General features: G+C 35.5%; 28 protein-coding genes. 21 read left to right on the top strand and 7 right to left on the bottom strand.

The features are described 5' to 3' along the window. Nucleotides 1-88 precede the first annotated feature (88 nt). Complete coding sequence (locus NZ698_RS08320) at nucleotides 89-808, top strand: DUF3667 domain-containing protein (RefSeq protein ID WP_263002647.1); 720 nt, start codon at nucleotides 89-91, stop codon at nucleotides 806-808. A 70-nt stretch (nucleotides 809-878) separates the two neighbouring features. Here the strand turns inward: NZ698_RS08320 and NZ698_RS08325 are convergent, their stop codons facing one another. The 5 genes from NZ698_RS08325 to NZ698_RS08345 all read right to left on the bottom strand — a co-directional run bounded on the left by NZ698_RS08325 (nucleotide 879) and on the right by NZ698_RS08345 (nucleotide 6,986). Continuing rightward, nucleotides 879-1,643 (bottom strand): porin family protein, encoded by a 765-nt coding sequence (locus NZ698_RS08325; RefSeq protein WP_263002648.1) that lies wholly within the window; start codon nucleotides 1,641-1,643, stop codon nucleotides 879-881. 1 nt (nucleotide 1,644) lies between these two features. Further along, a complete protein-coding gene (locus NZ698_RS08330; protein WP_263002649.1) occupies nucleotides 1,645-2,691 on the bottom strand; it encodes a PCMD domain-containing protein in 1,047 nt (348 codons plus the stop codon). Nucleotides 2,692-2,713: 22 nt separating this feature from the next. Then, nucleotides 2,714-3,220: a hypothetical protein gene (locus NZ698_RS08335; protein ID WP_263002650.1), complete on the bottom strand. Its 507-nt coding sequence runs from the start codon at nucleotides 3,218-3,220 to the stop codon at nucleotides 2,714-2,716. A gap of 11 nt (nucleotides 3,221-3,231) precedes the next feature. After that, nucleotides 3,232-3,858 carry a COG3650 family protein gene (locus tag NZ698_RS08340; protein WP_263002651.1) on the bottom strand — a complete coding sequence of 209 codons (627 nt, stop codon included), beginning with the start codon at nucleotides 3,856-3,858 and terminating at the stop codon, nucleotides 3,232-3,234. A gap of 215 nt (nucleotides 3,859-4,073) precedes the next feature. Further along, on the bottom strand, nucleotides 4,074-6,986 hold the full coding sequence (locus NZ698_RS08345; protein WP_263002652.1) for a M16 family metallopeptidase: 2,913 nt from the start codon (nucleotides 6,984-6,986) through the stop codon (nucleotides 4,074-4,076). Nucleotides 6,987-7,287: 301 nt separating this feature from the next. Here NZ698_RS08345 and NZ698_RS08350 point away from each other — a divergent pair, with 301 nt between their 5' ends. The 20 genes from NZ698_RS08350 (at nucleotide 7,288) to NZ698_RS08445 (ending at nucleotide 21,909) form a co-directional block, all read left to right on the top strand. After that, nucleotides 7,288-7,674 carry a VOC family protein gene (locus NZ698_RS08350; protein WP_263002653.1) on the top strand — a complete coding sequence of 129 codons (387 nt, stop codon included), beginning with the start codon at nucleotides 7,288-7,290 and terminating at the stop codon, nucleotides 7,672-7,674. A gap of 175 nt (nucleotides 7,675-7,849) precedes the next feature. Then, nucleotides 7,850-8,254, top strand: a complete 405-nt coding sequence (gene DarG, locus NZ698_RS08355) for a flexirubin biosynthesis protein DarG (protein WP_263002654.1) — start codon at nucleotides 7,850-7,852, stop codon at nucleotides 8,252-8,254. A gap of 58 nt (nucleotides 8,255-8,312) precedes the next feature. Continuing rightward, the gene (darH, locus tag NZ698_RS08360; RefSeq protein WP_263002655.1) at nucleotides 8,313-9,308 is read left to right on the top strand and encodes a BtrH-related acyltransferase DarH; all 996 of its coding nucleotides are present in this window, start codon (nucleotides 8,313-8,315) and stop codon (nucleotides 9,306-9,308) included. 1 nt (nucleotide 9,309) lies between these two features. Then, nucleotides 9,310-10,062, top strand: a complete 753-nt coding sequence (locus NZ698_RS08365; protein WP_263002656.1) for an ABC transporter ATP-binding protein — start codon at nucleotides 9,310-9,312, stop codon at nucleotides 10,060-10,062. Beyond that, a complete protein-coding gene (locus tag NZ698_RS08370) occupies nucleotides 10,052-11,314 on the top strand; it encodes an ABC transporter permease (protein WP_263002657.1) in 1,263 nt (420 codons plus the stop codon). The genes NZ698_RS08365 and NZ698_RS08370 overlap by 11 nt, the downstream gene beginning before the upstream one ends. 312 nt (nucleotides 11,315-11,626) lie before the next feature. Continuing rightward, complete coding sequence (locus NZ698_RS08375) at nucleotides 11,627-12,046, top strand: acyl-CoA thioesterase (protein WP_263002658.1); 420 nt, start codon at nucleotides 11,627-11,629, stop codon at nucleotides 12,044-12,046. 56 nt (nucleotides 12,047-12,102) lie between these two features. Then, the gene (locus tag NZ698_RS08380) at nucleotides 12,103-13,239 is read left to right on the top strand and encodes a beta-ketoacyl synthase N-terminal-like domain-containing protein (RefSeq protein WP_263002659.1); all 1,137 of its coding nucleotides are present in this window, start codon (nucleotides 12,103-12,105) and stop codon (nucleotides 13,237-13,239) included. A gap of 51 nt (nucleotides 13,240-13,290) precedes the next feature. Further along, nucleotides 13,291-13,890 (top strand): Uma2 family endonuclease, encoded by a 600-nt coding sequence (locus NZ698_RS08385; RefSeq protein ID WP_263002660.1) that lies wholly within the window; start codon nucleotides 13,291-13,293, stop codon nucleotides 13,888-13,890. A gap of 100 nt (nucleotides 13,891-13,990) precedes the next feature. Continuing rightward, the gene (locus tag NZ698_RS08390; RefSeq protein ID WP_263002661.1) at nucleotides 13,991-14,251 is read left to right on the top strand and encodes a hypothetical protein; all 261 of its coding nucleotides are present in this window, start codon (nucleotides 13,991-13,993) and stop codon (nucleotides 14,249-14,251) included. After that, nucleotides 14,248-14,535 carry a type II toxin-antitoxin system RelE/ParE family toxin gene (locus NZ698_RS08395; RefSeq protein WP_263002662.1) on the top strand — a complete coding sequence of 96 codons (288 nt, stop codon included), beginning with the start codon at nucleotides 14,248-14,250 and terminating at the stop codon, nucleotides 14,533-14,535. Before NZ698_RS08390 ends, NZ698_RS08395 begins: the two co-directional genes overlap by 4 nt. Nucleotides 14,536-14,552: 17 nt before the next feature. Continuing rightward, complete coding sequence (locus NZ698_RS08400) at nucleotides 14,553-15,092, top strand: 3-oxoacyl-ACP synthase (protein ID WP_263002663.1); 540 nt, start codon at nucleotides 14,553-14,555, stop codon at nucleotides 15,090-15,092. A gap of 90 nt (nucleotides 15,093-15,182) precedes the next feature. Continuing rightward, nucleotides 15,183-15,440 carry a phosphopantetheine-binding protein gene (locus NZ698_RS08405; RefSeq protein WP_263002664.1) on the top strand — a complete coding sequence of 86 codons (258 nt, stop codon included), beginning with the start codon at nucleotides 15,183-15,185 and terminating at the stop codon, nucleotides 15,438-15,440. An 81-nt stretch (nucleotides 15,441-15,521) separates the two neighbouring features. Beyond that, nucleotides 15,522-16,721 carry a beta-ketoacyl-[acyl-carrier-protein] synthase family protein gene (locus tag NZ698_RS08410; RefSeq protein ID WP_263002665.1) on the top strand — a complete coding sequence of 400 codons (1,200 nt, stop codon included), beginning with the start codon at nucleotides 15,522-15,524 and terminating at the stop codon, nucleotides 16,719-16,721. Next, nucleotides 16,718-17,782 (top strand): beta-ketoacyl synthase N-terminal-like domain-containing protein, encoded by a 1,065-nt coding sequence (locus NZ698_RS08415; protein ID WP_263002666.1) that lies wholly within the window; start codon nucleotides 16,718-16,720, stop codon nucleotides 17,780-17,782. Before NZ698_RS08410 ends, NZ698_RS08415 begins: the two co-directional genes overlap by 4 nt. A gap of 113 nt (nucleotides 17,783-17,895) precedes the next feature. Further along, nucleotides 17,896-18,651 carry a polysaccharide deacetylase family protein gene (locus NZ698_RS08420; RefSeq protein WP_263002667.1) on the top strand — a complete coding sequence of 252 codons (756 nt, stop codon included), beginning with the start codon at nucleotides 17,896-17,898 and terminating at the stop codon, nucleotides 18,649-18,651. After that, complete coding sequence (gene lolA2, locus NZ698_RS08425; RefSeq protein ID WP_263002668.1) at nucleotides 18,644-19,270, top strand: flexirubin biosynthesis/transport protein LolA2; 627 nt, start codon at nucleotides 18,644-18,646, stop codon at nucleotides 19,268-19,270. The genes NZ698_RS08420 and lolA2 overlap by 8 nt, the downstream gene beginning before the upstream one ends. Beyond that, nucleotides 19,236-19,871 (top strand): flexirubin biosynthesis protein LolB2, encoded by a 636-nt coding sequence (gene lolB2, locus NZ698_RS08430; RefSeq protein ID WP_263002669.1) that lies wholly within the window; start codon nucleotides 19,236-19,238, stop codon nucleotides 19,869-19,871. Before lolA2 ends, lolB2 begins: the two co-directional genes overlap by 35 nt. Before the next feature lie 2 nt (nucleotides 19,872-19,873). Further along, a complete protein-coding gene (locus tag NZ698_RS08435) occupies nucleotides 19,874-20,254 on the top strand; it encodes an ApeI family dehydratase (protein WP_263002670.1) in 381 nt (126 codons plus the stop codon). After that, complete coding sequence (locus NZ698_RS08440; protein ID WP_263002671.1) at nucleotides 20,251-20,736, top strand: hypothetical protein; 486 nt, start codon at nucleotides 20,251-20,253, stop codon at nucleotides 20,734-20,736. The genes NZ698_RS08435 and NZ698_RS08440 overlap by 4 nt, the downstream gene beginning before the upstream one ends. Continuing rightward, entirely contained in the window at nucleotides 20,737-21,909 is a 1,173-nt protein-coding gene (locus NZ698_RS08445; RefSeq protein WP_263002672.1) for a DUF2062 domain-containing protein, read from the top strand. Between the two features lie 73 nt (nucleotides 21,910-21,982). On the opposite strand, the gene NZ698_RS08450 is transcribed toward NZ698_RS08445, so the two are convergent. Both NZ698_RS08450 and NZ698_RS08455 read right to left on the bottom strand, forming a co-directional pair. After that, nucleotides 21,983-24,010 carry an FG-GAP-like repeat-containing protein gene (locus tag NZ698_RS08450; RefSeq protein ID WP_263002673.1) on the bottom strand — a complete coding sequence of 676 codons (2,028 nt, stop codon included), beginning with the start codon at nucleotides 24,008-24,010 and terminating at the stop codon, nucleotides 21,983-21,985. A gap of 20 nt (nucleotides 24,011-24,030) precedes the next feature. Continuing rightward, the gene (locus tag NZ698_RS08455) at nucleotides 24,031-25,122 is read right to left on the bottom strand and encodes a hypothetical protein (RefSeq protein WP_263002674.1); all 1,092 of its coding nucleotides are present in this window, start codon (nucleotides 25,120-25,122) and stop codon (nucleotides 24,031-24,033) included. Between the last annotated feature and the right edge of the window lie 136 nt (nucleotides 25,123-25,258).

A 25,258-nucleotide genomic window follows, 5' to 3' on the forward strand; every position in this document is an offset into this window, starting at 1 on the left:
ATAAAATTAAAAAAAATAAATAGTAGTTTTATATCTACTAAAAAGTATTTCCGGTTATTTAAATTTATTAGAAAATTAAAATCATTCTATGACTATATGTAAAAACTGCGGAAACTCATTTGAGGGAAACTACTGCAATCAATGCGGACAGTCGGCGAAAACCAAGCGAATCAATCATGAATTTCTATGGGAGGATATCCAACATGGGCTTTTGCACTATGATAAAGGAATTGGATATTCTTTAAAAAAGCTGTTTGAAAAACCCGGTTATATCATTCATGATTACATCGAAGGAAAACGAGTCAATCATTTCAGGCCTATTTCTATGGTGATCATCCTTGCAACGATTTATGCTTTAATTTATCATTTATTAGATTTAAATAATAGATCTGCAATAGACGAATCTTCAGGTCTTATATTAGAAAAGATTTTCGAGCATTACTACTGGTTCGTTGTTGCCACCATTCCTATGTATGCATTGACTACCTATATCATGTTTAAAAAAACAGGTTATAATTTTTATGAATTCATAATTTTTGAAGCATTTAAAACTTCTCAAAGACTGGGTGTTCACATTCTGTTTCTACCAGTTTTATACTTTGTAAAGGACAAGTCTGGTTTTAATATTATTACTAACATTCTTTTCTTGATTGATTTTATTCTGATTTTTTGGACGAATAAACAATTTTTTAATAAAATGATTTTGAAGAAAGTATTCCTGAGAAGTTTTGTGAGCTACTTGATGTATTTAATCTTGGCAATTCCTCTGGTCGGAATAATTCTCTTAGCATTTGGATATGATGGTTAGATAAATTGAATAAGACGCCATAACATATAAAAAATTGAATTCCTTTATAGTTTTATTAAAATCTCTCATTTTAAAATCTATATCCGCCACCAATCTGGGCAAAAATATTATGCATTGGGAAACTTATACCGGTAAAGGAGGACGGAAAAGCAGATCCCAATCCCCATTGCAGGCTCAGATCAAGAGAAAATCTTTCGCAAATATCTCTTTTGACACCGGCATACAGACCATAATCAAACTTTTTTATTTTGTCTGAAAAGTCAAAAGTTGCGGATGAAATCGTTACTTTCTCACCTTTAGAACCTCCATTTCTGATGTAGCCGTCTGAAACATTTCCCTGAAATTCGGACTTTAAAAGAAATGCAAAATATCCTCCCAACCTGTAATGCCATTTTTTTCCTGGAGTAAACTGCACAAAGACAGGAGTTCCGAGATATAGATTCTTGGCTTCTGTATAATTAGTTCCTGTAAAGTCACCTTCAAATGAAGCCGCTTCAGGACCTTCTCCCTCTTGAATCATCGTATGAAAGTACAGCACACTGTCTTTTACTTTCATTCCCTTGTATTCGATTCTCGGATTGATCCCAACACTCCATTTTTTATGAAATTTATACAAACCCTCCAACCCTATAGACGGATTGAAGTCCGGATTATAACTTTTGACCTTCCGTATATTATTTGGTAAAGGAATTGGCGTCAATCCACCGACATTGAGACCCGCCGTCACTCGGAATTGAAATTTCTTGACACTGTCTTGCTTATTTAAATCCTGTGCATTCAATTTAAAACTCAGCATAATAACAATAGCTATTGTAAGGTAAAATATTTTTTTCATATTATTTTGCTATGATCCTTAAACTGTCAACCGTCAATTTGCTGCCAATCGCACCACGATACTGATCACCTTGATAACTTGATGAAGCTACAATAGCAACCATCAGATTATTCCCCGGAGTTTTGCCGGGAATATAGTTGAAAGGAACTTCAAATCGTGTAAACGCTGTAGGAGAAGTATTATTCGGAAGTTCAGCTCTTGCTACTACTTGGTCTGACGTGTTAATGTTTGTTCCGTTTAATCTTGTTGGCCCGTTATACAAAACTGCGTACAGTGAGAATCTGTCAGTCTGTCCAGATACTGCATTTCCATTCTGATCCTGAAAAGTTGTTCCGGGTGCATACTTGTAATATCCCGTGAATTTATCCGGCAATTCAAAATAAGGTTGCCCAAATTCCGTGGCAGCCAATGGATTAATAAGTGCCTGATTAGAATTAAAGTCGCCCAAAAAGAATGATCCCGGAATCAATTTAATCCCTAAAAACTCTGAAAGTGTAGTTCCGGGAATGGTACGCATTTCTGCAGCTTTAGTTCCGTTCAAACCGTTGATTGTGGATTTTGTAGGATATGCATCTGCTTGCTGAGCAACACCAGCCAAAGCTGCACCAGGATTTCCTGACGACCAAAGCTGAACATTATTATCAAGCGGATATTCATATTTATCTGTAGAATTGGCCGTCCATGTTTCAAAGTTGAAGGTCCAGTTTCCTATTTCCACTACTTCAATTTCGTAGGTTTTCTGATTCTCACCCGATTCTGACTGTACAGTATAGAAAACCGGCTGACTAAAATTAATGAGCGTTCCGGAAGCCGGACTTACCGTTGCACCTTTTGACAACTTTAATGTAGGCGAAACTCCACTTTGATAAGCATCCGGTTTCAAATAGATCAAAATTTTACTGTTTGCCTGATCAATGATGGTAGATGATGATAGAAATTGTGCATCAATTGTAAATTCTTCAATATCAGCTTCTGGATTCAGCGGAGCCTCCCGAATGCACGAAATTGCAGATAAACAGGCTATGATGAGATAAAGGAAATTTTTCATTTGAATAATTTAAGATTAAAAACTACTGCAATTTTCTCACGGAAACATCTGGAGCCTCTCCTTGTGGAACAATGAAAATTCCGGTTTCACTTACGGTATCTCCCGGATCAAGATAATACCCAGCAATCACAGGAATTACCGAACTTTCATATTTCCCGTCTTTATTGTATGCCCAGTATGTAACATTGAGATTGTGTGGTTTTGGCTTTAAATCAATTTTTTTTGAAGTCAGTTTAGCCCCGGTTGCATTAATGCAATTAACTTCAACCAAGCCGATATTCATAACAATTTGAGGAGCATTAGCTAATCTCATATTGATGCTTTTACCACTATTGTTGGTTACCGTTGCAGAAACTTTATAGCGGTCAAAATTTTTTCCACCGACACTGACAGATTCTTTGTTTAGAATATTAAACGTAACAGCCAAACCGCTCACATCTACCGTTGCGCCATCAGTAATCTTCTGACCGTAAAATTTAGTTAATGAAAAAAGCACAAAAAAGAGTGCCATGAATATTGATTTTTTCATAGTAATGATTTTTAGAATGAATATGTTTTTGAGGTATTGTTATCAAAAATTTTCACGGCATTGCTTTCCGGAACTTCTTTTGTAGGTTTGATCATTGATGGATTTGATGGATATTTTCCGCTTTTATTGGTCAAAATTTTCCAGTCGTTTCCATCCTGAATCCAGAGAACTTTCCAGCCATTTTCCGTCTTCGAATCAATAGTTATCGGAGTTCGGGTAACGGTGAATTTACTGATTAATTTCAAATCGCTATCTAAAAGCACCAATGTACAACCTCCTGAACCGCAGAAATAAGGCGTAAAAAAGTTGATGAAAACCTCTTTTTTATCATCATTGTTCAAGTCTATCTGATACAGATTAAATTTTCTCGCAGACGCATCTATTATTTTTAGGTCTTCAGGTTTTAAATATTGTGAAGTGATGAAATCTTTTATTTTTAGCGCTAAAGAATCTTCGACGGTATTGCTGTCGAAAGAAGGTTTGTTAGAGATTTTAGATTCAGGGATTAATGAAGAATCCTGTACCGCTTTTTGGGCATCTATATTCGTGGTTTTTTTATCTTTAGGCTTATTGCAGCTAATGATTCCCAATAACGATGTAATGGAAAGTATATTGAAGATGTAATTTGGTGATTTCATATCAATACATTTTTACAGAATAAAATTAAATAATATTTTGACATTATTATCGTATTATGCGAAAAAAATGTTAATTTTTATTAAATCTATTGCAATTTAATATTTAATGAAAATAAAATGATACAAGTGTTATTTTGTTAATCCTTTCCAATAAACTAAACAAAAAAAGTGAAGCATTTCTGCTTCACTTCAAACAATTTATATTAATAAAAAAACTAATATCCGAAAATTTCTTCAAGGGTCACTTCTTTGAACTCACCCATTTTATTTATGGATTCCATATTCAGGTTTTCTTTCTTCCCGATGATGGCGGTGTTGTACTTCAATGGTTTGATACCTGAATTATAAAAGCTTGTCAGTTGAGGCAGACTTAATGTCTGAATCTCAGCATAGATATCTTTTCTGATATCGTAATCAACGCCCAGTTTTTTCAATGCCAGTTGATTGTAGAAAATATTGGTTCTGTTGATTCTGTTTGATGCAATCTGCTTCAAAGCCGAACCTTTAGAATTCTCAAACTGCGCCGGAATTTGTGGAAAATCTGCCATCAGATCATTCATTGCGCTTACAGCAAGAGGTAATTTGTTGGCCTGAGTTCCAATGTAGTTGGTCACATAATTCGGATGATCTTTTTCAGAAGCAGTCGCATAAGACACATAAGCCGAATAAGCCAATGACTTACTTTCTCTGATCTCCTGGAAAACGATAGACGACAATCCGCGACCGAAGTATTCGTTGAATACGTTTACTTTCCCAAAGTTAGCTAGGTCAACATTCTGAGCTTTTGCTACTTTAGCCATTTCCATCTGCACCATGTCATAAGCTGTGAAATACACTTTACCTTCTGTCATAGGTTCTGCATATACTTTAGCTTTTGCAGGCTGCATTTTTGTATCGGCAATGAATGGTTTTACTGCTTTTTCCAAGCCTTTCTGATCTTCTCCGTAAATGAAAATCTCGTAAGGATATTGGTTTAAGGTCTTTATTTTAGACATTAGTTCATTCACGTTGATGCTTTCCAGACGCTGCTTAGAAATAATATCTGTCATTCTTGAATCTTTCCCATATTTCGCATAATTGGAAAGTGCAGCCATAATTCTTGTTTTGTCTTTTTTGGCAACTTCTCTTGATTCAAGAATTGTTTTTACCGTCTGATCGTAGACTGCTTTATCGGCTTTCACGTTGGTCATCCAGTGGTTTAACAATTCTACCCCTTTCTTCATATTGCTTTCCAGTCCGCTTAAAGTAATGATGGTTTGGTCGTTTGAAGTTCTGAAGCTGTTTGAAATTCCTAATTTGTAGAATTCTTCTTTCAGCTGTTCAGGAGTATATTTATCGGTTCCAAGATATTGTAGAACACTTACGCCAAGACTCAATTCTTTGTCATTATCTGACCCGAAAGGGAAAATATAATTGACCTGAGCAACTTCATTGTATTTGTTTTTAACGAAACTTACCCTTTTATCCTTAATTTCAGAAGTAGCGATTGCTGTTTTGTAATCAATAAACTGAGGTTTGATGTCTCCTGCTTTTGTTCCTAAAATATCTTTAAGGAAAGGCGACTGCGCTTCTCTGTTCAATTTAATTGGTGTGATCGCCGGATTCTGTACACGTACCAATTTATCATTGACTCCTTTTTCTTTATAAACAACTACGTAATTGTCTTTGAAAAACTCATTCGCAAATTTTACAATATCAGCTTTGGTGATTTTCTCATAATCATTGATCTCATCCAATTCCTGCTGCCAAGTTCTTTCGTTGATGTAAGCTTTATACAGCGTTGTAGCCAGACCGTCTGCAGTTTCCCAACCTTTCATACGCTGTACTTTCATATCGTTGATGATTGCTTTCATCATCCAATCCGGAAACTGACCTTTTTTAATTAAATCTAACTGATCCAACAATAATTTTTTAGCCTCATCAAAACTTTGTCCTTCTTTAGGAACCACATATAATGTAAATGCTCCGTATGTTTTATAAGGAGATTCGTAAGCTCCTGCGCTTAATACTTTTTGCTTTTGGCTAATATTTAAATCAATTAAACCAGCATCACCGCTATTGCTTAAAATTTCACCAACCATACTTGCCAATCTCGCATCTTTGGTTCCGTAAGAATCAGATCTCCAAGCCATCGTCATTCTCGGTGCAGAAGGACTTTTTACAGTTCTTGTCACCACCTGAGTCATCGGCTGCTCAGAAACCATTTTCTTCATCGGAAGTTCTTTGTATTTGAACGACCCGAAATATTGATCAACTAATTTTATCGTTTTGTCGAAATCTAAATCTCCTACTAAAACTACCGCCATATTATTAGGCACATAATATGTGTCAAAATACTTGTGAATCGCGACCATTGATGGACTCTTCAAATGTTCCGAAGTCCCGATTGTAGTCTGCTGACCGTTTGGATGTTTTGGGAAAAGTGCTTCCATTAAAGCATAATTTACCAATCGACTGTCATTATCCTGAGCTCTGTTGAATTCTTCATAAACCGCTTCCAATTCTGTATGGAAAAGTCTTAAAACCAATTCAGAAAAACGTTCTTTTTCAACTTTCAGCCATTTTTCAAGCTCGTTTGCTGGAATATTATTTTTGTAAACTGTTTCGTCTAACCAGGTATGAGCATTGGTTCCTGTTGCTCCCAAAGATGAAATTGCTTTATCATATTCATTAGCAATCGCATACTTTGAAGCTTCCTGAGAAACTTCATCGATCTTTTTGTAAAGTACTTTTTTCTTTTCAGGATCTTTTTCTGCTTTGTGCAGTTCGTAAAGATCAGAAATCTGCTGCAACAGCACCTTTTCTTTTGCCCAATCCTGAGTTCCCAAATGAGAAGTTCCTTTGAAAACCATGTGTTCAAGGTAATGCGCCAATCCGGTATTATCGCCTGGATCATTGTTTGAACCCGTTCTTACAGGCACATACGTCTGAATTCTGGGAGCATCGTCATTCTTTGCGAGATAGACTTTCAGTCCGTTTTTTAAAGTATAGACTCTCACTCCTGCAAGATCATTTTTTACAGTTTCATATGTATAACCCTGACTGTCGGTCACGGTTTGTGTATCAAATTTCTGCGCCATTGCACTGATCATGAAAAAGAATGAAAGAGAAATAAAAACTTTCTTCATAGTAGAATTGATTAAATCATTTTAATTAAATGATTAGTGTAGAAAAAGGTTAGTTTTGTTACAGTTGAAGAACATTTGTAATAACCGGTCTAGACTTCCACTTCTACGCAGCTCTCCTTTAATTACATTTAATTTTTCCTACAAACGTTTTGCTCCAATGGAGCAGTTATTATTTTAATTAAATTTTTTCTCAGCTTTAAATCATCAGTAATCTTAATATTGTAATATGTTTTAATGAAATATACACTCGCTGGGAATAGATTTTGCACTCGGTTACTTAATAATCCAATAAAAATATCTTATGAAAAGTAAAATGATTTGGGCAAACTTTGCTGTAGAAAATCTTGACCGTACCACAGAGTTTTACAATGCATTAGGATTTAAATCTAATGGTCGCTCCAATGATTTGACCAGCTTTTTCTTTAGTGACAACAATTTTGTGATTCATTTTTTCCTAAAAGATATTTTGGAGAAAAATACAGATCTCAAATTTTTTAACAATCCGAATTCCAATGAAATTATTTTCACTTTATCTGCGGAAACAAAAGAAGAAGTTGATGATTGGGCAGACTCTGTGAAAAACGCCGGCGGAAAAATAGAATCTGAACCGAAAGAATTTGGTGACAATTATTACGGATTTACTTTCTCAGATCCTGATGGACACAAGTTCAATGTATTTATGATGTAATTAAATATCAAATCAAGATGAATTACTAAAAATTTGTCTTAAATACTGGCAATTATCATCAATACATTCCAGTATCCTATGTCCTGCATTTTTATTATTTTAGCGCATTGGAAAAACAATTAGAAAGTAGAAGAAAAAACTTCATCTACTTATCATAAACATCAATATTTTTTGGGTGAAAAAACAAGACATTCCACAAGACGAAAGTAATTTGCAGTCAGCAAATATGACCGAAATGTTATATGTGACTGATGAAAATAACAATTACACCACCGCGCAAAGCATCGGTTGGGAAGCCAAAAAAGCAGCCTTAGATGAATCTATGGCGCTCATTAACGAAAGAATTGAAGAAGCCAAACAAAATGTGGCGAATAATGTCGTGAGCCCAATCATCTATTTTATGGAACTCAACAAAATGGATTTGCAGGTTCTTGCAGCATACGTCGGAAAGTGGCAATGGACAGTCAAACGACACGCAAAACCGACTATATTTAAAAAACTCAGCGATTCTACTTTGAAAAAATACGCCGACACGTTCGGAATTTCGGTAGATGAATTGAAAAATTTTGACGGGAAATAATGAAATAAATAACCCCTTCAGAGTTTTGAACTCTGAAGGGGTTTTAAAGAAACAACGAATGAAAATAAATTTCGAACACCATCAGACAGCCCACTGCGAAAACGGTGTTGCCTCCAATTTACTTCTAAACAGAGGTTTAAAACTCAGCGAACCAATGATTTTCGGAATCGGTTCGGGATTGTTTTTCGTGTATTTGCCTTTTCTAAAAGTGAATTTTGCGCCGGGTTTCAGTTACCGACCAATGCCGGGAGCTATTTTCAGTAAAGCCGCAAAAAGGTTAGGAATTAAAATCAAAAGAATTAAATTTTCAAATCCGAAGGAAGCGCAAGCTGCTTTGGAGAAAAATTTAGAACAAAATATCCCGACAGGTTTGCAGGTTGGCGTTTTTAACTTGACTTATTTTCCTGAAGAATATAAATTCCATTTCAACGCCCACAACTTAGTGGTTTACGGAAAAGAGGACGGAAAATTCCTCATCAGCGACCCTGTGATGGATTTCGCAACCACTCTGACCGAAGCCGAACTTGAAAAAGTCCGTTATGCCAAAGGTGCACTCGCTCCAAAAGGTCATATGTATTTCCCGACACACATCCCTGAGAATGTTCATCTGGAAGAAGCTATCAAAAGAGGGATAAAGGACACCTGCAAAAATATGTTGGCTCCAGTTCCGATTATCGGAGTCAAAGCAATGCGTTGGGTGGCGAAAAGCATCCCGAAATGGGCGGAAAAAAAAGGAACAAAAGTGACCAACCATTACCTCGGACAACTCATTAGAATGCAGGAAGAAATCGGAACCGGCGGTGGCGGATTCAGGTTTATTTACGGCGCTTTTTTACAGGAAGCGGCAGTGATTCTAAAAAATGAAGAATTAAAAGAATTATCTAAAGAAATTACCGCAATTGGTGACCTTTGGAGAGACTTTGCTGTGGATATTGCAAGAGTTTACAAAAACAGAAATTCGAAAAGCGATATTTACAATCAGCTTTCAAAATCGATGTTGCATATTGCCGATTTGGAGGAGGCGTTTTACAAGAAATTGAGAAAAGCGATATAGTTTGGAGAATATCATCGAAATAAAAAACCTCTACAAGAAATACAAAAACTCGGAAGATTTTTCGGTTAATGATATCTCTTTGAACATCGATAAAAACGAAATCTATGGAATTCTCGGTCCCAACGGAGCGGGGAAAACCACTTTGATTTCTATGCTTTCAGGTTTGATTAAACCAACCTCAGGAAGTTTTACCATCAACGGTTTGTCGCCTAGAAAAGATAATTCGAAAATCAAACAAATCATCGGCGTTGTTCCTCAGGAATATGCGCTCTACCCGACTTTGACAGCGAAAGAAAACCTTTTGTTTTTCGGAAGTCTGTATGGTTTGAAGAACGGTTATCTTCACAAAGCCATCGATGAAGCTTTGGAATTGATGGGCTTAACGAAATTTGCCAACAAAAAAGTCGACCAGTTTTCAGGCGGAATGAAACGCCGTTGCAATCTGATTGCCGGAACACTTCACAACCCGAAAGTTTTGTTTCTGGACGAGCCGACCGTTGGCGTTGATGTTCAGTCGAAAAAAGCGATTATTGATTATCTTTTAGATTTAAATAAAAAAGGAACGTGCATCATTTACACGTCACATCACCTTTCTGAGGCTGAGGAATTCTGTACAAAAATCGCCATCATCGACCACGGGAAAATCCACGCGACAGGGACTCCTGAAGAATTGGTGGAAAGAGTTGCCAATGCGGAAAACCTGGAGGATGTTTTCATTTCATTAACCGGAAAAGAATTGAGAGATGTTGTATAAATTGTGGAGAAGTTTCATCAAGGAAATTCAGTTACTGAAGAGAGATTCCGGCGGAATTGTCATTATTTTCCTGATGCCGTTGCTGTTGATTATTACGATTACTCTAATTCAGGATTCGACATTCAAAAATCTGGAAGGTTCGAAAATACCGATTATTTTCATTGACAATGATAAATCTGAAGTTTCTAAAGTCATCAAAAAAGAACTGGAAACAAGCAAAACATTTGAACTCGTTACGGATTACAACGAAAAATTGGCTGAGAAAGTTGTGTTTACGGGTGATTATCAGATGGCCATCGTCATTCCAAAAAATCTGACGAAAGATTTAAATTCAAATATCGATTCTAAAGTTCAGACTATCGTAAGCTCGTTTGGCCTGGAAACCGATTCAACTTCGACAAAAACCGTTGCTTCAAAGGCAAAAGACATTCATCTCTATTTCGACCCCGCCACCAACGCAGGTTTCAAAAATTCTGTGATGAATGCCATCAACAAAATGGTTTTTGAAATCGAAAATAAAAAAATCTACAAAGCCTTCCAGGACCAACTCGGAACAACAGAAGACCTTGAAAATAAAAGTCTGATTACCTTTAAAGAAATCACGCCGAACAAAGGCAACGAAGAAGTAATGCCGAATTCCGTGCAACACAACGTTCCTGCGTGGGCGCTGTTTGCGATTTTCTTTATTGTGGTGCCGTTGTCGATTAATTTAGTCAAAGAAAAAAGTCAGGGAACGAGCGTTAGAGTTCGCGTGAGCCCGACGCCGTATTACATTCATATTTTAGGAAAAACATTCACCTATCTCATCATTTGCGTCATCCAGTTTTTGCTGATGGTTGCAGTGGGAATTTGGCTTTTCCCTTTGATGAATTTACCTCAGTTTGATGTTTCAGGAAAAATGTTTCACCTTCTCATTGTCACTCTTTTTGCAGGATTGGCAGCGATTGGATTTGGAGTTTTGATTGGAACCGTTTCCGACACACAGGAACAGTCGGCACCGTTTGGAGCGACTTCGGTTGTGGTTTTGGCGGCGATTGGCGGAATCTGGGTTCCGGTTTTCCTGATGCCTGAATTTATGCAGAAAATTGCGCAGTTTTCCCCGATGAACTGGGGACTGAATGCGTACTACGATATTATTTTGAGAAACAGCGGCATTGGCGAAATTGCCAAAGAACTGATTTTCTTATTTTTATTTTATATTGCGATGGTCAGCATTTCTTTATTGTATGAGAGGAAACAAAATAGTGTTTGATTCAACACTGTAAAGATTTTTAGGAGCCGGGAACCTGCTGTCCACTATATCTTTTTTGTCATTGCGAACAACGTTAACCAAAAAATTGAACTTATCAGCAATCGCAATGACAAAAAAGGATGCCGTTCCCATCAGGGCTAGGGATTCCGTGGGAAATTCACGTTATATCAAGTCTATCACGAATTAAAAATTTGTCAAAGTTTGGAACTTTGGCAAAGTCGAATAAAATGAATTTATAACAGAATATATTTGATTATAATTGGTGACCTTTGTGAAAACCTTTGTGCCCATTGTGGTTAAAAACAAAACAAAATGCAGTCTAAAAATTTAACTTGTACCGAAGAAGTACGCGTCCGGTTCAACGAGACAGACCCGCTTGGAATCGTCTGGCACGGGCATTACATCGTGTATTTTGAAGACGGAAGAGAAGCTTTCGGAAGACAGCACGGTTTGACCTATCTCGATATTCAGAACGCCGGATTTGTAACACCGATTGTGAAAAGTACGTGCGAGCATTTTCTTCCCCTGAAATATGGCGAAACATTCAACATTGTAACGACTTTCATCAATTCTGTTTCGGCAAAACTAATTTATAAATACGAGATTTTTAATCAGCAAAATCTATTGGTTTGCAGTGGAGAAACCATTCAGGTTTTTCTGGATTCTGAAAATAATTTATGCCTGTACAATCCCGAGTTTTTTCAGATCTGGAAAGATAAAATGGGATTATAGTTGGCGATTGGCTATTAGCTTTAGGCTTTTTAAAATATGAATCGAAAATTTCATAAATGAACAGAGAAATTTACATTACAGATTATAGCTGCGTCACGCCTTTGGGTTTTGATTTGGAATCAAACTGGAACGCACTTTTGGAAGGAAAATCCGGCGTGGCTTTACATAAGGTCATAGAAAATCACGAAGCTTTCTTTGTTTCTAAAATTGATTTCGAGAAATTGGAAGAGGAATTCAATAAGCACTTCGACAATCAGGATTTCACAAGACTTGAAAAAATGTTTTTGTTGAGTCTGAAACCTTTAGTTGAGAGACATTCGATTTCAGATGACAGTGCTTTTATTCTTTCAACGACTAAAGGAAATATCAGTTTATTAAAAAACGAAACTACTTTACCGGAAGGCGTTTATCTTTCAAAATTAGCTCAGAAACTGGCTGATTTTTTTGGATTTAAAACCAAACCGATTGTTGTTTCAAACGCTTGTGTTTCCGGAGTGATGGTGATTTCTGTGGCGAAAAATATGATTCAGGCAGGAAAATACAAAGACGCTTTCGTCGTTGCCGGAGACGAGATTTCTGAATTTGTAATTTCGGGTTTCAATTCTTTTCAGGCTATTGGAAGTGAACCTTGCAAACCTTACGACAAAAACCGTAATGGAATTAATCTGGGCGAAGCAACTGCAAGTGTTTATATAACTTCAGAACTAAATGAGAACGAAGAATTTAAGTTTAAAATTCTGGGCGACTCAGCAATTAATGATGCCAACCACATTTCCGGACCATCAAGAACCGGCGACGGATTGTTTGCCAGCATTCAAAATGCAATGAAAGAAGCCAAAGTTTCTTCAGACCGAATCAATTTTATTTCCGCTCACGGAACGGCAACGCTTTACAACGACGAAATGGAAGCCATCGCTTTCAACCGAATGGATTTGCAAAATGTTCCTCTGAACAGTATGAAAGGCTATTACGGACATTGTCTAGGCGCATCAGGTTTATTGGAAAGCATTATTTCTATGGAATCGGCTTTGAGAAACACTTTAATTCCATCTAAAAACTTTGAAGAAATGGGCGTTTCGCAGGATTTGAATATTATTAAAGAAAATCAACCTGCAGAAATTAAATATATTTTGAAAACCGCCTCGGGTTTTGGAGGTTGTAATGCAGCGGTGGTTTTGGAGAAATTACCTTAAGAATAGGATTGAGAAAATATCATTAAATTTGTTTTGACTAATTCTGATTCTATGGAAAATTTTGTAACAGATATTAATGATTTAGATTTAAAAAAAACTTACACTTATAGTGATTATATTTTATGGAAATTTAAAGAAAGAGTGGAATTGATTAAAGGAAAAATTTTCAAAATGAGTCCTGCGCCCAATGTATCTCATCAGGAAATTTCACGAAATATCAACCGCGTTCTCGACCATTATTTTTTTGATAAATCCTGCAAAGTATTTTATGCTCCTCTTGATGTTTTACTTACTGATAAGAAAAAATCGTCTGAAGAAAACGAAATCTACACCGTGGTGCAGCCAGATCTATGTGTGATTTGTGATTTGCAAAAAATTGCTGACGGCAAAAAATGCGTTGGTGCACCAGATTTAGTTATTGAAATTCTATCGCCCGGCAACTCTAAAAAAGAAATGGATTCAAAATTTGACCTCTATCAGGAAGCAGGTGTTTTAGAATATTGGTTAGTATATCCTGAAGAAAAATCCATTAATATATTTATTCTGAAAGACAACAGATACATAGGTCTAAAACCTGTTTCTGAAGGACAAATCTTAACCTCCCATATCTTCCCTGAATTACAAGCGGATATGGATAAAATATTCATTTAACAAATGTTTATCAAAGATCTTTTTTAGATTTTACTGAAAAAAAAACTTGCAAAAAGCATAAAATAATTTTGTAATTTTGATAGAATTAAAGTTTTAGGAAATGGAATCTACTTTAGAAATCAGAAAAAGAATTCACGAATATATTGACGATGCAGATGAGCGTATTCTCCGTATTTTCAATGCAATCATTGATGCAGAAGAAGAGGAAGAAGAAGATTACGAATTAGAAGCTACCGAGTATCCCGAAGTTCCTGAATATGTATATGACAGAATTGAGGAAGAACGCAAAAAGTATTTAAATGGTGAGCTAAAAACTTCTTCTTGGGAAGAAGTTAAAGAAAGATTGATGAAAAAATTATGACTTATCACCTTTCCCTATCACCAAATGCTGAAGCTGATTTGCTTGAATCAGCATTATGGTACGAGAGCCGACAAATTGGACTGGGAGAAAAATTCACAAAAAAGGTTGAAGGTTATCTCTTTAGAATTCAAAATAACCCATTGCACTTTCCTCTGAAGAAGGGAAATTTGCGTGAGGCATATATTCAAAAATTCCCTTTTGTTATTATCTATGAAATTGTAGAAAATGAAATTGTGGTTTTCGCCATTTTCAACACTCATCAAAATCCAACAAAAAAGCCTTGAAATTTTGAAAATCCTCAATGAAGAAAACACATATCTGCACCATAGAAAGCTCAAAAATAATCCTCAACGAACAAATTATTTTTGAAACCCAAACCGAAAATTTCTCAGATTTCGCTAAAGAAGCATACAAAACTCTAGAACTGAATTATCCAAAATTTCACAAGATGGATAATCTCAGCAAACTCGCTTTTCTGGCATCCGAAATGATTCTGAAAAACGATGACCAAAGCAAAACCGCATTGGTTTTTGCCAACAAATCCTCAAGCCTCGACACCGATTTTAAATATCAGGAAAGCATCAATTCTCAGGAGAATTATTTCCCGAGTCCTACCGTTTTTGTTTATACTTTGCCTAATATTTGCGTCGGTGAAATCAGCATCAAGCATAAAATGCAGACCGAAAATGCTTTTTTCGTTTTAGATGAATTCGATGAAGAATTTTTGAATTCATACGCGGCACAGATTCTGCAATCAGGGAAAGCTGAAAAAGTCTTGTGTGGCTGGGTCGAACTATATCAGGAAAGTTATAAAGCTTTTGTATATTTGCTAACTACGTAATTTAACAATATAACAGTACAACAATGTAACAATAATTGTCAGTCTAAAATTGGTAAACTGATAAAGTGAAACATTGGTAAATTAAAAAATATGGAAGATTTAAAATTAGAATTAAAAACAAAAATCATAGAAGTTCTTAATCTTGAAGATGTTGCAATAGAGGAAATCAAAGATTCAGATCCACTTTTCGGTGGCGGTCTTGGATTAGATTCTATCGACGCTTTGGAATTAATCGTACTACTTGACAAAGACTACGGAATCAAATTATCTGACCCGAAAAAAGGAAAAGAAATCTTCCAGTCTATCGAAGTGATGGCAAAATACATCGAAGAAAACAGAACAAAATAATTCAATCTAACAATGTATCAATCTAGCAATGTACCAATATTGTTACACTGTTAAATTGATACATTGGTACATTATAAAAGGATGAGTCAAAAAATTGCCATTACAGGGATGGGCATCATTTCCTCCATTGGTAACAATGTCGGGGAAAATTTTATTTCGCTGACGACCGGTAAGCACGGCATTTCAGACATCGAACTGTTTGAAACACGCCACGCCGGAAGCATCAAAACAGGCGAGATAAAACTGTCTAATGAAGAACTTGCACATAAACTTCAGTTAAAGGAAGACAATAATGTGACAAGAACTGCTTTATTGGGGATGGTTGCCGCAAAAGAAGCTGTAGAAAGCGCCGGAATTTCAAATATTAACGAATATAAAACCGGACTCATTTCCTCCACCAGCGTTGGCGGGATGGATGTTACTGAAAAATATTTCTACACCTACGAAGATTTTCCTGAAAAGCAAAAATACATCGACGCTCACGACGCAGGAAATTCATCATTGGCAATTGCAGAATTGTTGGGTCTGAAAGGAATGGTTTCCACCATCAGCACGGCCTGTTCGTCTGCAGCCAATGCAATTATGATGGGCGCTAAACTGATTAAAAACGGTGTCCTTGACCGTGTGATTGTTGGCGGAACAGATTCACTTTCGAAGTTCACTTTGAATGGTTTTAATACGCTTATGATTTTGACGGATTCTTACAACACACCATTCGACAACGACAGAAAAGGTCTGAACCTGGGCGAAGCAGCCGCTTTCCTGGTTTTAGAATCTGATGAAATTGTCAAAAAAGAAAATAAAAAAGTCCTCGCTTATCTTTCCGGTTACGGCAACGCCAACGATGCGCATCACCAAACCGCCTCTTCGGAAAACGGACAAGGTGCTTTCTTAGCAATGGAAAAAGCTTTGAAGGTTTCAGGTTTAAAAAAAGAAAACATTGATTATATTAACGTTCACGGAACGGCGACACCGAATAATGATTTGTCTGAAGGCATTGCAATGATTCGGATTTTTGGTGAAAACCAGGTTCCGGAATTCAGTTCTACAAAAGCTTTTACAGGTCATACATTGGCGGCGGCGGCGGGAATTGAAGCGGTTTATTCGATTTTGGCGATGCAGAACAATGTAATTTTTCCGAATTTAAATTTCAAAAACAAAATGGAAGAATTTGATTTGACGCCGGTTACCGAACTAAAAGAAAAAAACATCAACCACGTACTTTCCAACTCATTTGGATTTGGAGGAAACTGTTCAACTTTAATTTTTTCTAAATTATGAGTGCAGTTTACATCAACAGTGCCGCCTGCATCTCGGTTCAGGACACTTTAAACGAAAATTTATTCGAAACTTTAAAACCTGAAAATTCAGTTCAGATTTTAAAAGCCATCGAGCCCAATTATAAGGAATTCATTCCGCCCGCGATGAGCCGGAGAATGTCTAAAACGGTTAAAATGAGCTCCGTAGCTTCCACGAAAGCTTTACAGAAAGCAGGAATTGAAAAACCCGATTCTATCATCGTCGGAACTGGAATGGGCTGTTCTCAGGATTCCGAAAAGTTCCTGAAAAATGTTTTGGAAAACAATGAAGAATTTCTGACACCAACGTTTTTCATCCAATCTACACACAACACAGTTTCAGGACAGATTGCTCTGGGATTGCAATGTCACGGCTATAATTTCACGTACGTCAACAGTTCATCTTCACTGGAATTTTCAATGCTGGATGCGAAACTTCAGATTTTGGATGGTGAGGCAGAAAATGTTCTTGTCGGTTCAACAGATGAACAAACGGACAGAACGATGGAGCTCTACAAATTGAGCAATTCCATTAAAAAAGAAGAAAATCTTCCGGTTGATTATTTAAATTCAACGACGCAAGGTGTGATTTGGGGCGAAGGTTCAAGCTTTTTTGTTTTAGGAAAAGAGAAAACTGAAAATTCTTATGCTCAACTAAAAGATATTAAAATTGTTAATACATTAGAATTAGACGAAACTGAGAAATTTATTGAAGATTTTTTAGCTAAAAATAATTTGAAAAGCGAAGATATTGACGCTCTGATTTTAGGTTTCAGTGGAGATTCAGAGTCGGATATTTATTATAAAAACGCATCGGAATTATTTCCAAATTCATCGCTACTTTATTACAAACATTTGAGTGGAGAATTCAATACGGCGAGCGGTTTTTCAACATTTATGGCTTGTCAGATTTTGAAAAATCAAGTGATTCCGGAAGTGATGAAAATTAATGAGGTGAAAAAGGAAAGCATCAGAAATATTCTTCTCTACAATCATCTCAGAGGAATTGACCATAGTTTGGTTTTGCTGGAGAAAGCTTACTAAATTCAGTTATAATTAAAAGTAAGTTTGTCATCCGTAGGAATCTCGACGACATTGTTTAGATTCGTACGGAAGGACAAACAGACCGTTAAAGGTTTAATCCAAAAACAATAAAGATGAAACATTATCCATTTATTATCTTTTATCTTTTTCTTAATGTATTTACTTATGCATTCCAAGGAACAATTTGGGTTTACGTGTTTTGTTTCATCCTATTTTCAGCAGTTGTAGTTTGGGGTTCATTTGACATTCAGTTGGGATATTTTGTTAACAGTTTTACCCATAAACGAACAAAAATCAAAGAAGTTGCTTTGACTTTTGATGACGGACCGACAGAATTTACTCCGAAATTTTTAGATTTATTAAAAGAAAATAATATAAAAGCTACATTTTTCTGCATCGGAAAACAGATTGAAAAATATCCTGAAACTTTCCAAAGAATCATTGCAGAAGGTCATACGGTTGGTAATCACACTTTTTCACATTCCAATAATACCGGCTTTTTATCAACTTCAAAAATGATTGATGAAATTGAAAAATGTGATGATGCAATGTTGAAAATTGGCAATATTAAAACCGATTTGTACCGTCCTCCTTTTGGTGTAACCAATCCCAATATTGCCAAAGCCATTAAGAAAACAAATAAAAAAAGCATCGGCTGGAATGTCCGTTCGCTGGACACGGTGATTACGGATGAGAAGAAAATTTTAAAGAAAGTAACCAAAAATTTAAAGAAAGGAAGCATTATCCTGCTTCACGATACTTCTGAGAAAACGTTCAATGTTTTGGTTGAATTATTGTTATTTTTGGAGCGTGAAAAATATTCGACTTTCACGATTGATTCAATTATTAAATCAGAAAACAATGTTTAAAAATACAGCTTTCTTCGCCTTTTTATTAATTTCAGGTTTTGTTTTTGCCCAAACTACGGCAATGACTAGTGCCGAATCCAAAGCATTTGTGACAAAAATTTCCGCTGAAACAAAGGAAATCAAAACTTTGCAAAGCGATTTCGTTCAGACAAAAAAAATGGATTTTTTAGATAAAAATATTGTCACACAAGGCAAAATGTCGCTAAAATCTCCAAATACATTGAGCTGGAAATACACAAAACCTTATCAGTACAGCATTATCTTTAAGGAAAACAAAATTTTCATCAACGACCAAGGAAAAAAATCTTCCGTTGATGCAAAGAGCAAAACTTTTGAAAAAATAAATAAACTGATTGTCGGAAGTTCAAACGGAAAGATGTTCAGCGATCCTGAATTTTCTGTGGTTTATATGAAAAATTCAAGTTCGAACATTGCGAAATTTACTCCGAAATCTGCGCAGTTGCTGAAGTACATTAAGCAAATTGAACTTCATTTTCCTAAAAATCAATCGACAGTTTCTCAGGTAAATATGACCGAGGCTTCGGGCGACACAACAAATATTGTTTTTAAAAACACCAAAATCAATGCGCCGATTCCTGCTTCTGAGTTTTCTTTATAGTTCGCTTTTATTGCTAATGTTTTCGTGCAAAACGTACCAGCTGAAAGATGCAAAACCAATTTCAAACTCCGCAAAAGAGGTTGAAAATCTATACTTTAGTTCAAAAGAGGATTATGTTTACAAATGCCAAATGGAAGTTTACGGCAATGACATCAGCGGAATTCTTATTATTAAAAAAATCTCCGAAACCACGCATAGAGTCGTGATGACCTCAGATTTTGGAAACAAAATGATTGATTTTGAGATTTCCGAGAATGACTTCAAACTCAATTATGTCTTGGCAGATTTAGATAAAAAAATGGTCATTAATTTTTTAAAGAATGATTTTCAGGAATTGCTGAGACAAAAATACCCTGTCGCCGAAAGTTTTCAAGATGAAAACTCAAATATTTTCAGGTCAGAATTAGACAAAAAAAATTATTACTTATCTTTTAGCAAATCAAATTCTCTCCTCACGCAAATTGTTTACACCAAGAACAAAAAGGAGAAGATCAATTTTAGTTTTGATGCGAAAAAACCTACTTTTGCAGAAACGATCAATCTTCAGCACAAAGATTTTAAGATCAATATCAAACTATTTCAAATCACTGAAACTGAATAATTATGCAGACTATCCTTACAGACTTTTATACTTTAGAATCCTACGACAAATCAGAAAACGGAAGTTATATTGCAAAAATTTCTCTTAATAAAGATCATGATATTTTCAAAGGTCATTTTCCTGGAAATCCTGTGACACCAGGAGTTTGTATGATGCAGATTGTGAAAGAATTAACGGAAGAGTTTACCGGACAAAAATTGTTTTTGAAATCAGCTTCCAATGTAAAATTCATGGCAATTATTAACCCTTTTGAAACACCAAGTCTTACGATGCAACTTGATATTAATGAAGGTGAAAATGAAATCAAAGTAAAAAACACGACTTCTTTTGGCGAGACTATTGCATTGAAGATGTCAGTTAATTACAACAAACAGACATCATGAAACTGATATTATCTTTATTGACAGGCTTATTTTTATTTCTCCAAAGCTCAGATCTGGAAGCTTTGAGAAACAGCTATTCAAAAGCAAATTTGTCCGTCGAAGGTGCTAAAGATTTCATTGAATTGGCGGAAAAAAAATCTTCTTCTGATCCTGTAATTTCTGCCTACAAGGCTGCATCCCAAATCCTTGAAGCTAAAGTCACCACGGAGAAAAATAAAAGAAAAACATTTGTAAAAGCTGGTGCATCAAGTCTGGAAAGTATTGTTAAAGCCAATCCCAATAATGCTGAATTAAGAGTAATCAGAATGAGCGTTCAGGAAAATATTCCTAAAATTGTAGGATATTCGAAGAACCTTAAGGAAGATAAAACTTTTATTTTAAACAACTACAGCAAGCAAAATTCTGCTTTGAAAAGCTATATCAAAAAATTTGCACAACAGTCTAAAACCATGACTGCCGCAGAAAAAAATTCGTTGAAATAAATGACATTTTCTGAAGTACAAAATGCAATTGACAAGAGGAAAATCTGCGTTTTGGTTCCTACTTACAACAACGAGAAAACTCTGAGACGAGTCATTGACGGTGTGTTAGAGTATACTAAAAACATTATCGTTGTCAATGATGGATCAAGTGATTCAACTTTAGAAATTTTAAAAACTTATCCGCAAATTTCCACGATCAATTTACCTGAAAATAAGGGAAAGGGAAACGGACTGAAAATTGGTTTTAGAAAAGCTAAAGAATTGGGTTTTGATCACGCAATTACCATCGATTCAGACGGACAGCATTATCCGGATGATATTCCTGTTTTTGTGAAGGCTTTATTGGATGAAGAAGAAGATATATTGCTCATAGGAAACCGAAATATGTCGCAGGATGGCATTCCAAAAAAAAGCAGTTTTGGGAACCGTTTCTCTAATTTTTGGTTTTGGTTTGAAACAGGAATTAAGCTCGAAGATACACAATCGGGCTATAGATTATACCCTTTACATAAAATTCCGAAGAAATATTTTACTCCAAAATTTGAATTTGAGATTGAGATCATTGTACGGACAGCCTGGAAACATGTTCAGGTAAAAAATGTTCCGATCAAAGTTTTGTATGATCCGGCGGAACGAGTTTCGCATTTCAGACCATTCAAAGATTTTACGAGAATCAGTATTTTGAATACTATTTTAGTCATTATCACTTTATTTTATATCATTCCAAGAAATTTTATCCGAAATTTCAGAAAGAAAAGTTTTAAACAATTTATCAAAGAAGATGTTTTAGAGAGTGATGGAAGCAACCGTACCAAAGCTTTTTCTATTGCACTCGGCGTTTTTGTGGGTTTATCGCCGTTTTGGGGATTTCATACCTTGTTGGTGATTTCTTTATCTGTGCTTTTTAAGCTTAATAAAATATTGGCTTTTGTAGCATCAAATGTCAGTTTACCGCCATTTATTCCATTTATTATTGCGGCAGCTTTGTTTTTGGGATCTCCTTTTTTAAGTGGTGAAAGTAATATTTTAACTCAGGATCTGAATTTTGATCTGGTAAAAAATAATCTCCTTCAATATGTAATCGGAAGTTTGATTCTTGCCACTTCAATGTCATTTGTTTCCGGAATTGCATCTTATCTCTTTCTGAATAAGTTGAATCCTAAGAATAATTGACTTAATAAAATAAAAAACTGCAAAGCCTTTTGACTTTACAGTTTAAATAAATCGTTACTTATTATTCTTAAAACTATTTCTTTATTATTTTCTGAGAATGAGTTTTACCGTTTTTATCCGTTAAGATCAACAAATAATCACCTTGATTCAGATTCTTAACAGAAATTGAATTTCTTTCAACCTTTGTTTGTAAAACCATTCTTCCACTCAATTCATATATTTTTGCTTCCACAATATCAATTCCTTTTTTAGTTTTAATATTGATCATATCATATGTCGGATTTGGATAGATTGTCAATAAATCTTGTACATTCTCAACTTCTTTTGTGTCTAAGAATGATCCTTCTACGATATGTAATGTTGTGTTCGGGGTAACGTTATTCACTACATCAATAGTTCCTGAAGGCCATCTTACCACAACTTTTGTAATTGCTGTTGCCTGACCAATTCCGAAATGAGTGTTCAGAGAGCTCATATTTCTGAATCCTGTTCCACTTTGTACGTCTCTGATTTGTTTTCCCCATGCTCCGTGAATTTCCACTCTTGCACCGATTCCGTTTCTGTTACTTTGAATTCCTTTTAATGTCACTTTAAGCCATTTATTTGTATTTCCGGCATTCATCATGATTGTACTGCCTTTTTGAATATCCAAAAATCCGTCATTATTTAAATCTCCAATAGGACGGTTATAGGCATCTAAATCATATGTATTTGAACTTATAAAAGTGAAATTTCCATTTCCAAACATGATTTTATTTGAACTTAATACATCTAGGAATCCGTCATTATCAAAATCATGCGTTACATATTCTCTACTCGTAGCACTTGCGGTGTCATATCCGGAACCTGCAGACATATCTGAGAATGTTCCATTACCGTTATTCTTCATCACTTTGCTCGATACATCACTCGCTGCATTCATTCCTACTACAGAATCCATCCAACCATCGTTATTAAAATCTCCCCAAGCGGAAGACCAGCTTTGTATAGGATTTAACATATTTGCAGCAGCAGCTACATTGGTAAATGTTCCGTTTCCGTTATTTCTGTGCAGTTCATCAAGATTTCCTCCATTTCCGGCACCTGCACTGTTACATTTTGCAATATAAAGATCCATATCTCCATCATTATCAAAATCAGTCCATATAGACGCATAATTTCCGCCTGTAGGAAAATCTCCCAATCCTCCCTGATTATGATTCATGTTTGTACCGTCATTCAGATAATATCTATTCGGTGCATTGTCATCACAAATAAATGCATCCAATTTACCGTCATTATTGATGTCTACAAAATTCGATCTTTGGCAAAGATAAGACTGCGGTTTTCTGTCGACAGTAAAACCGGTTCCGGTGCTGTTAGCTTTTACAAAAGTAATTCCGCTTCCGGATCCGTAAACAAGATCGTTGTAACCATTGTTGTCATAATCTCCTGCTGCAATACTCCAAGATGGAGTTACAGTAGTGGTTGGAACTGTATAGGTAACATTATTAAAAGTTCCTCCTGTTTGCTGGTAAGAAATTACAATCTGCGTTGCATTTACTACAGAGACAATATCATCTAAATAATCTCCATTCATATCAACAACACAATTATTCAAAGTTCCCGCTGAACTTACAGATTGCGGAATAAATGTAACTCTGTCTGGTGGTACTACAACTTCATTTACATTAAAATTGAATCCCGAACTTGTCCATTTATTATCAAATACAATATAATAAGTTGTTCCGGCTACACTTGAAAAGGTAACCTCTGATGCATAATTGTAAGTACCTGCTCCACCGGAATAATCATCGTTTGAAGTTACACAAGTAAGCGCAGAACAGTTACCTTTATAAATGATTAATCGGGTATCAACACTTTGACCGGGAATCGAGGTAGTTACATTGATACTTGCTGTTTGTGTTGCAGTAAATTTATACCAGATTCCGGCTGTTGGTAAAGTTGTTGTTGATAAACCACAAAATATTGTAGGAGCTGCACCTGTAATAGTAGGAGCTGTATTTGTTCCTACCGCAGCAACCAAAGCTGAGCTACAATTTAATTGAGCGATTCCCCATGTAATACTAAACATAAGAATAAAAAGAGCTGTTTTTTTCATGTTCGGTTATATATTAGTTTTTAAGGACAGTTTTGATTGATCGTATTGATCCATTGTTTTAAAAGTTCAACGCCTTCATCATGAACAATAGTTCTTCCCAACAACGGCATTCTGGAACTTTCGTCCACAGAACTAAGTCTGAAATGCATCACAGATTTAGCAGGATTTGAAGGAGTAATAATTCTTTGCAGAGACTGATCTATCGGTTCATCTGCAACTAGACAGACTCCAATATTTGAAAGACTTGTTGTCTGGCTGAAACTTAATCTTATAGCACGATAATCACATCTTGCATTTTCCTGATGACAATGAGCACAGTTTATGTCTAGGTAAGAACGCAATCGTAAATCTAAAGGTTTGCTTGTATCTTTATAATTTACCGTAGAAACAATATTTGACGGAAAGCTTTGCAAATATCCTTCATCTACAAGATTTTGCAACTGATTTTTCAGACCATTTGGATAATTATAAGCCGTATTCATGTTCTGTGGTTTCACTCCTATCGGAACAGGTTTGTTTTCCAATTTGTGACAAGCAAAGCATTCAGCTTCTGACGGAATTCTGTAATCGATAGTCATCACATCATTATTCTCTTTCCTGAATGTAAGATGTTTTGAGCTTCCGCTTGTAAAATCAGACCCTGTCACTAATTCTGCCTCTGTTTGTGCATCATTCCATAAATATTCTGCAAAAGTCCACCCGCTTGCTTTTTTTATCATCAATCGGGTTTCGACGATTTTTGTTGTATTTCCGGGTTGTATCGTATTATAATAGAAATTTTTTATCAGAACTGTTCCTACAGGAAAATTCAGTGTTTTGTTATCTGCATCATATGTTGATTTGACACCATTTGGCATCCATATAAATCTTTTTTTCAGTGCGTAATCTGTAAAAAGGGCACTTGCAGGTTCGTAGGGAATTACTTTGGCAGAAGGTTCCAAATTCTTCAAATCTCCTTTAAAGAAAGAGTATGTTGATAATTTGGAATACGGGACAGCATCAATATTAAAGTTAACTAAAGAACTTTCAACCTCAACACCTTCGATCTTTTCGTCATTTTTACATGAAAATAAAACTAAAAAGCATAATAATAAAAAGTAGTTTTGTTTCATTCATTTATTATTTTAAAAAAAGCTAATATAGCAATAAAACAATCAAATGGTGAAATAATTTTCAATTTAAATAAAGATTTATTAAATTAAAACTAACTTAAATTAACAAAAGTAAAAAGAATTGAAAATATTGATT

It is taken from the genome of Chryseobacterium edaphi (assembly GCF_025628985.1).
Taxonomy (GTDB): Bacteria; Bacteroidota; Bacteroidia; order Flavobacteriales; family Weeksellaceae; genus Chryseobacterium; species Chryseobacterium edaphi.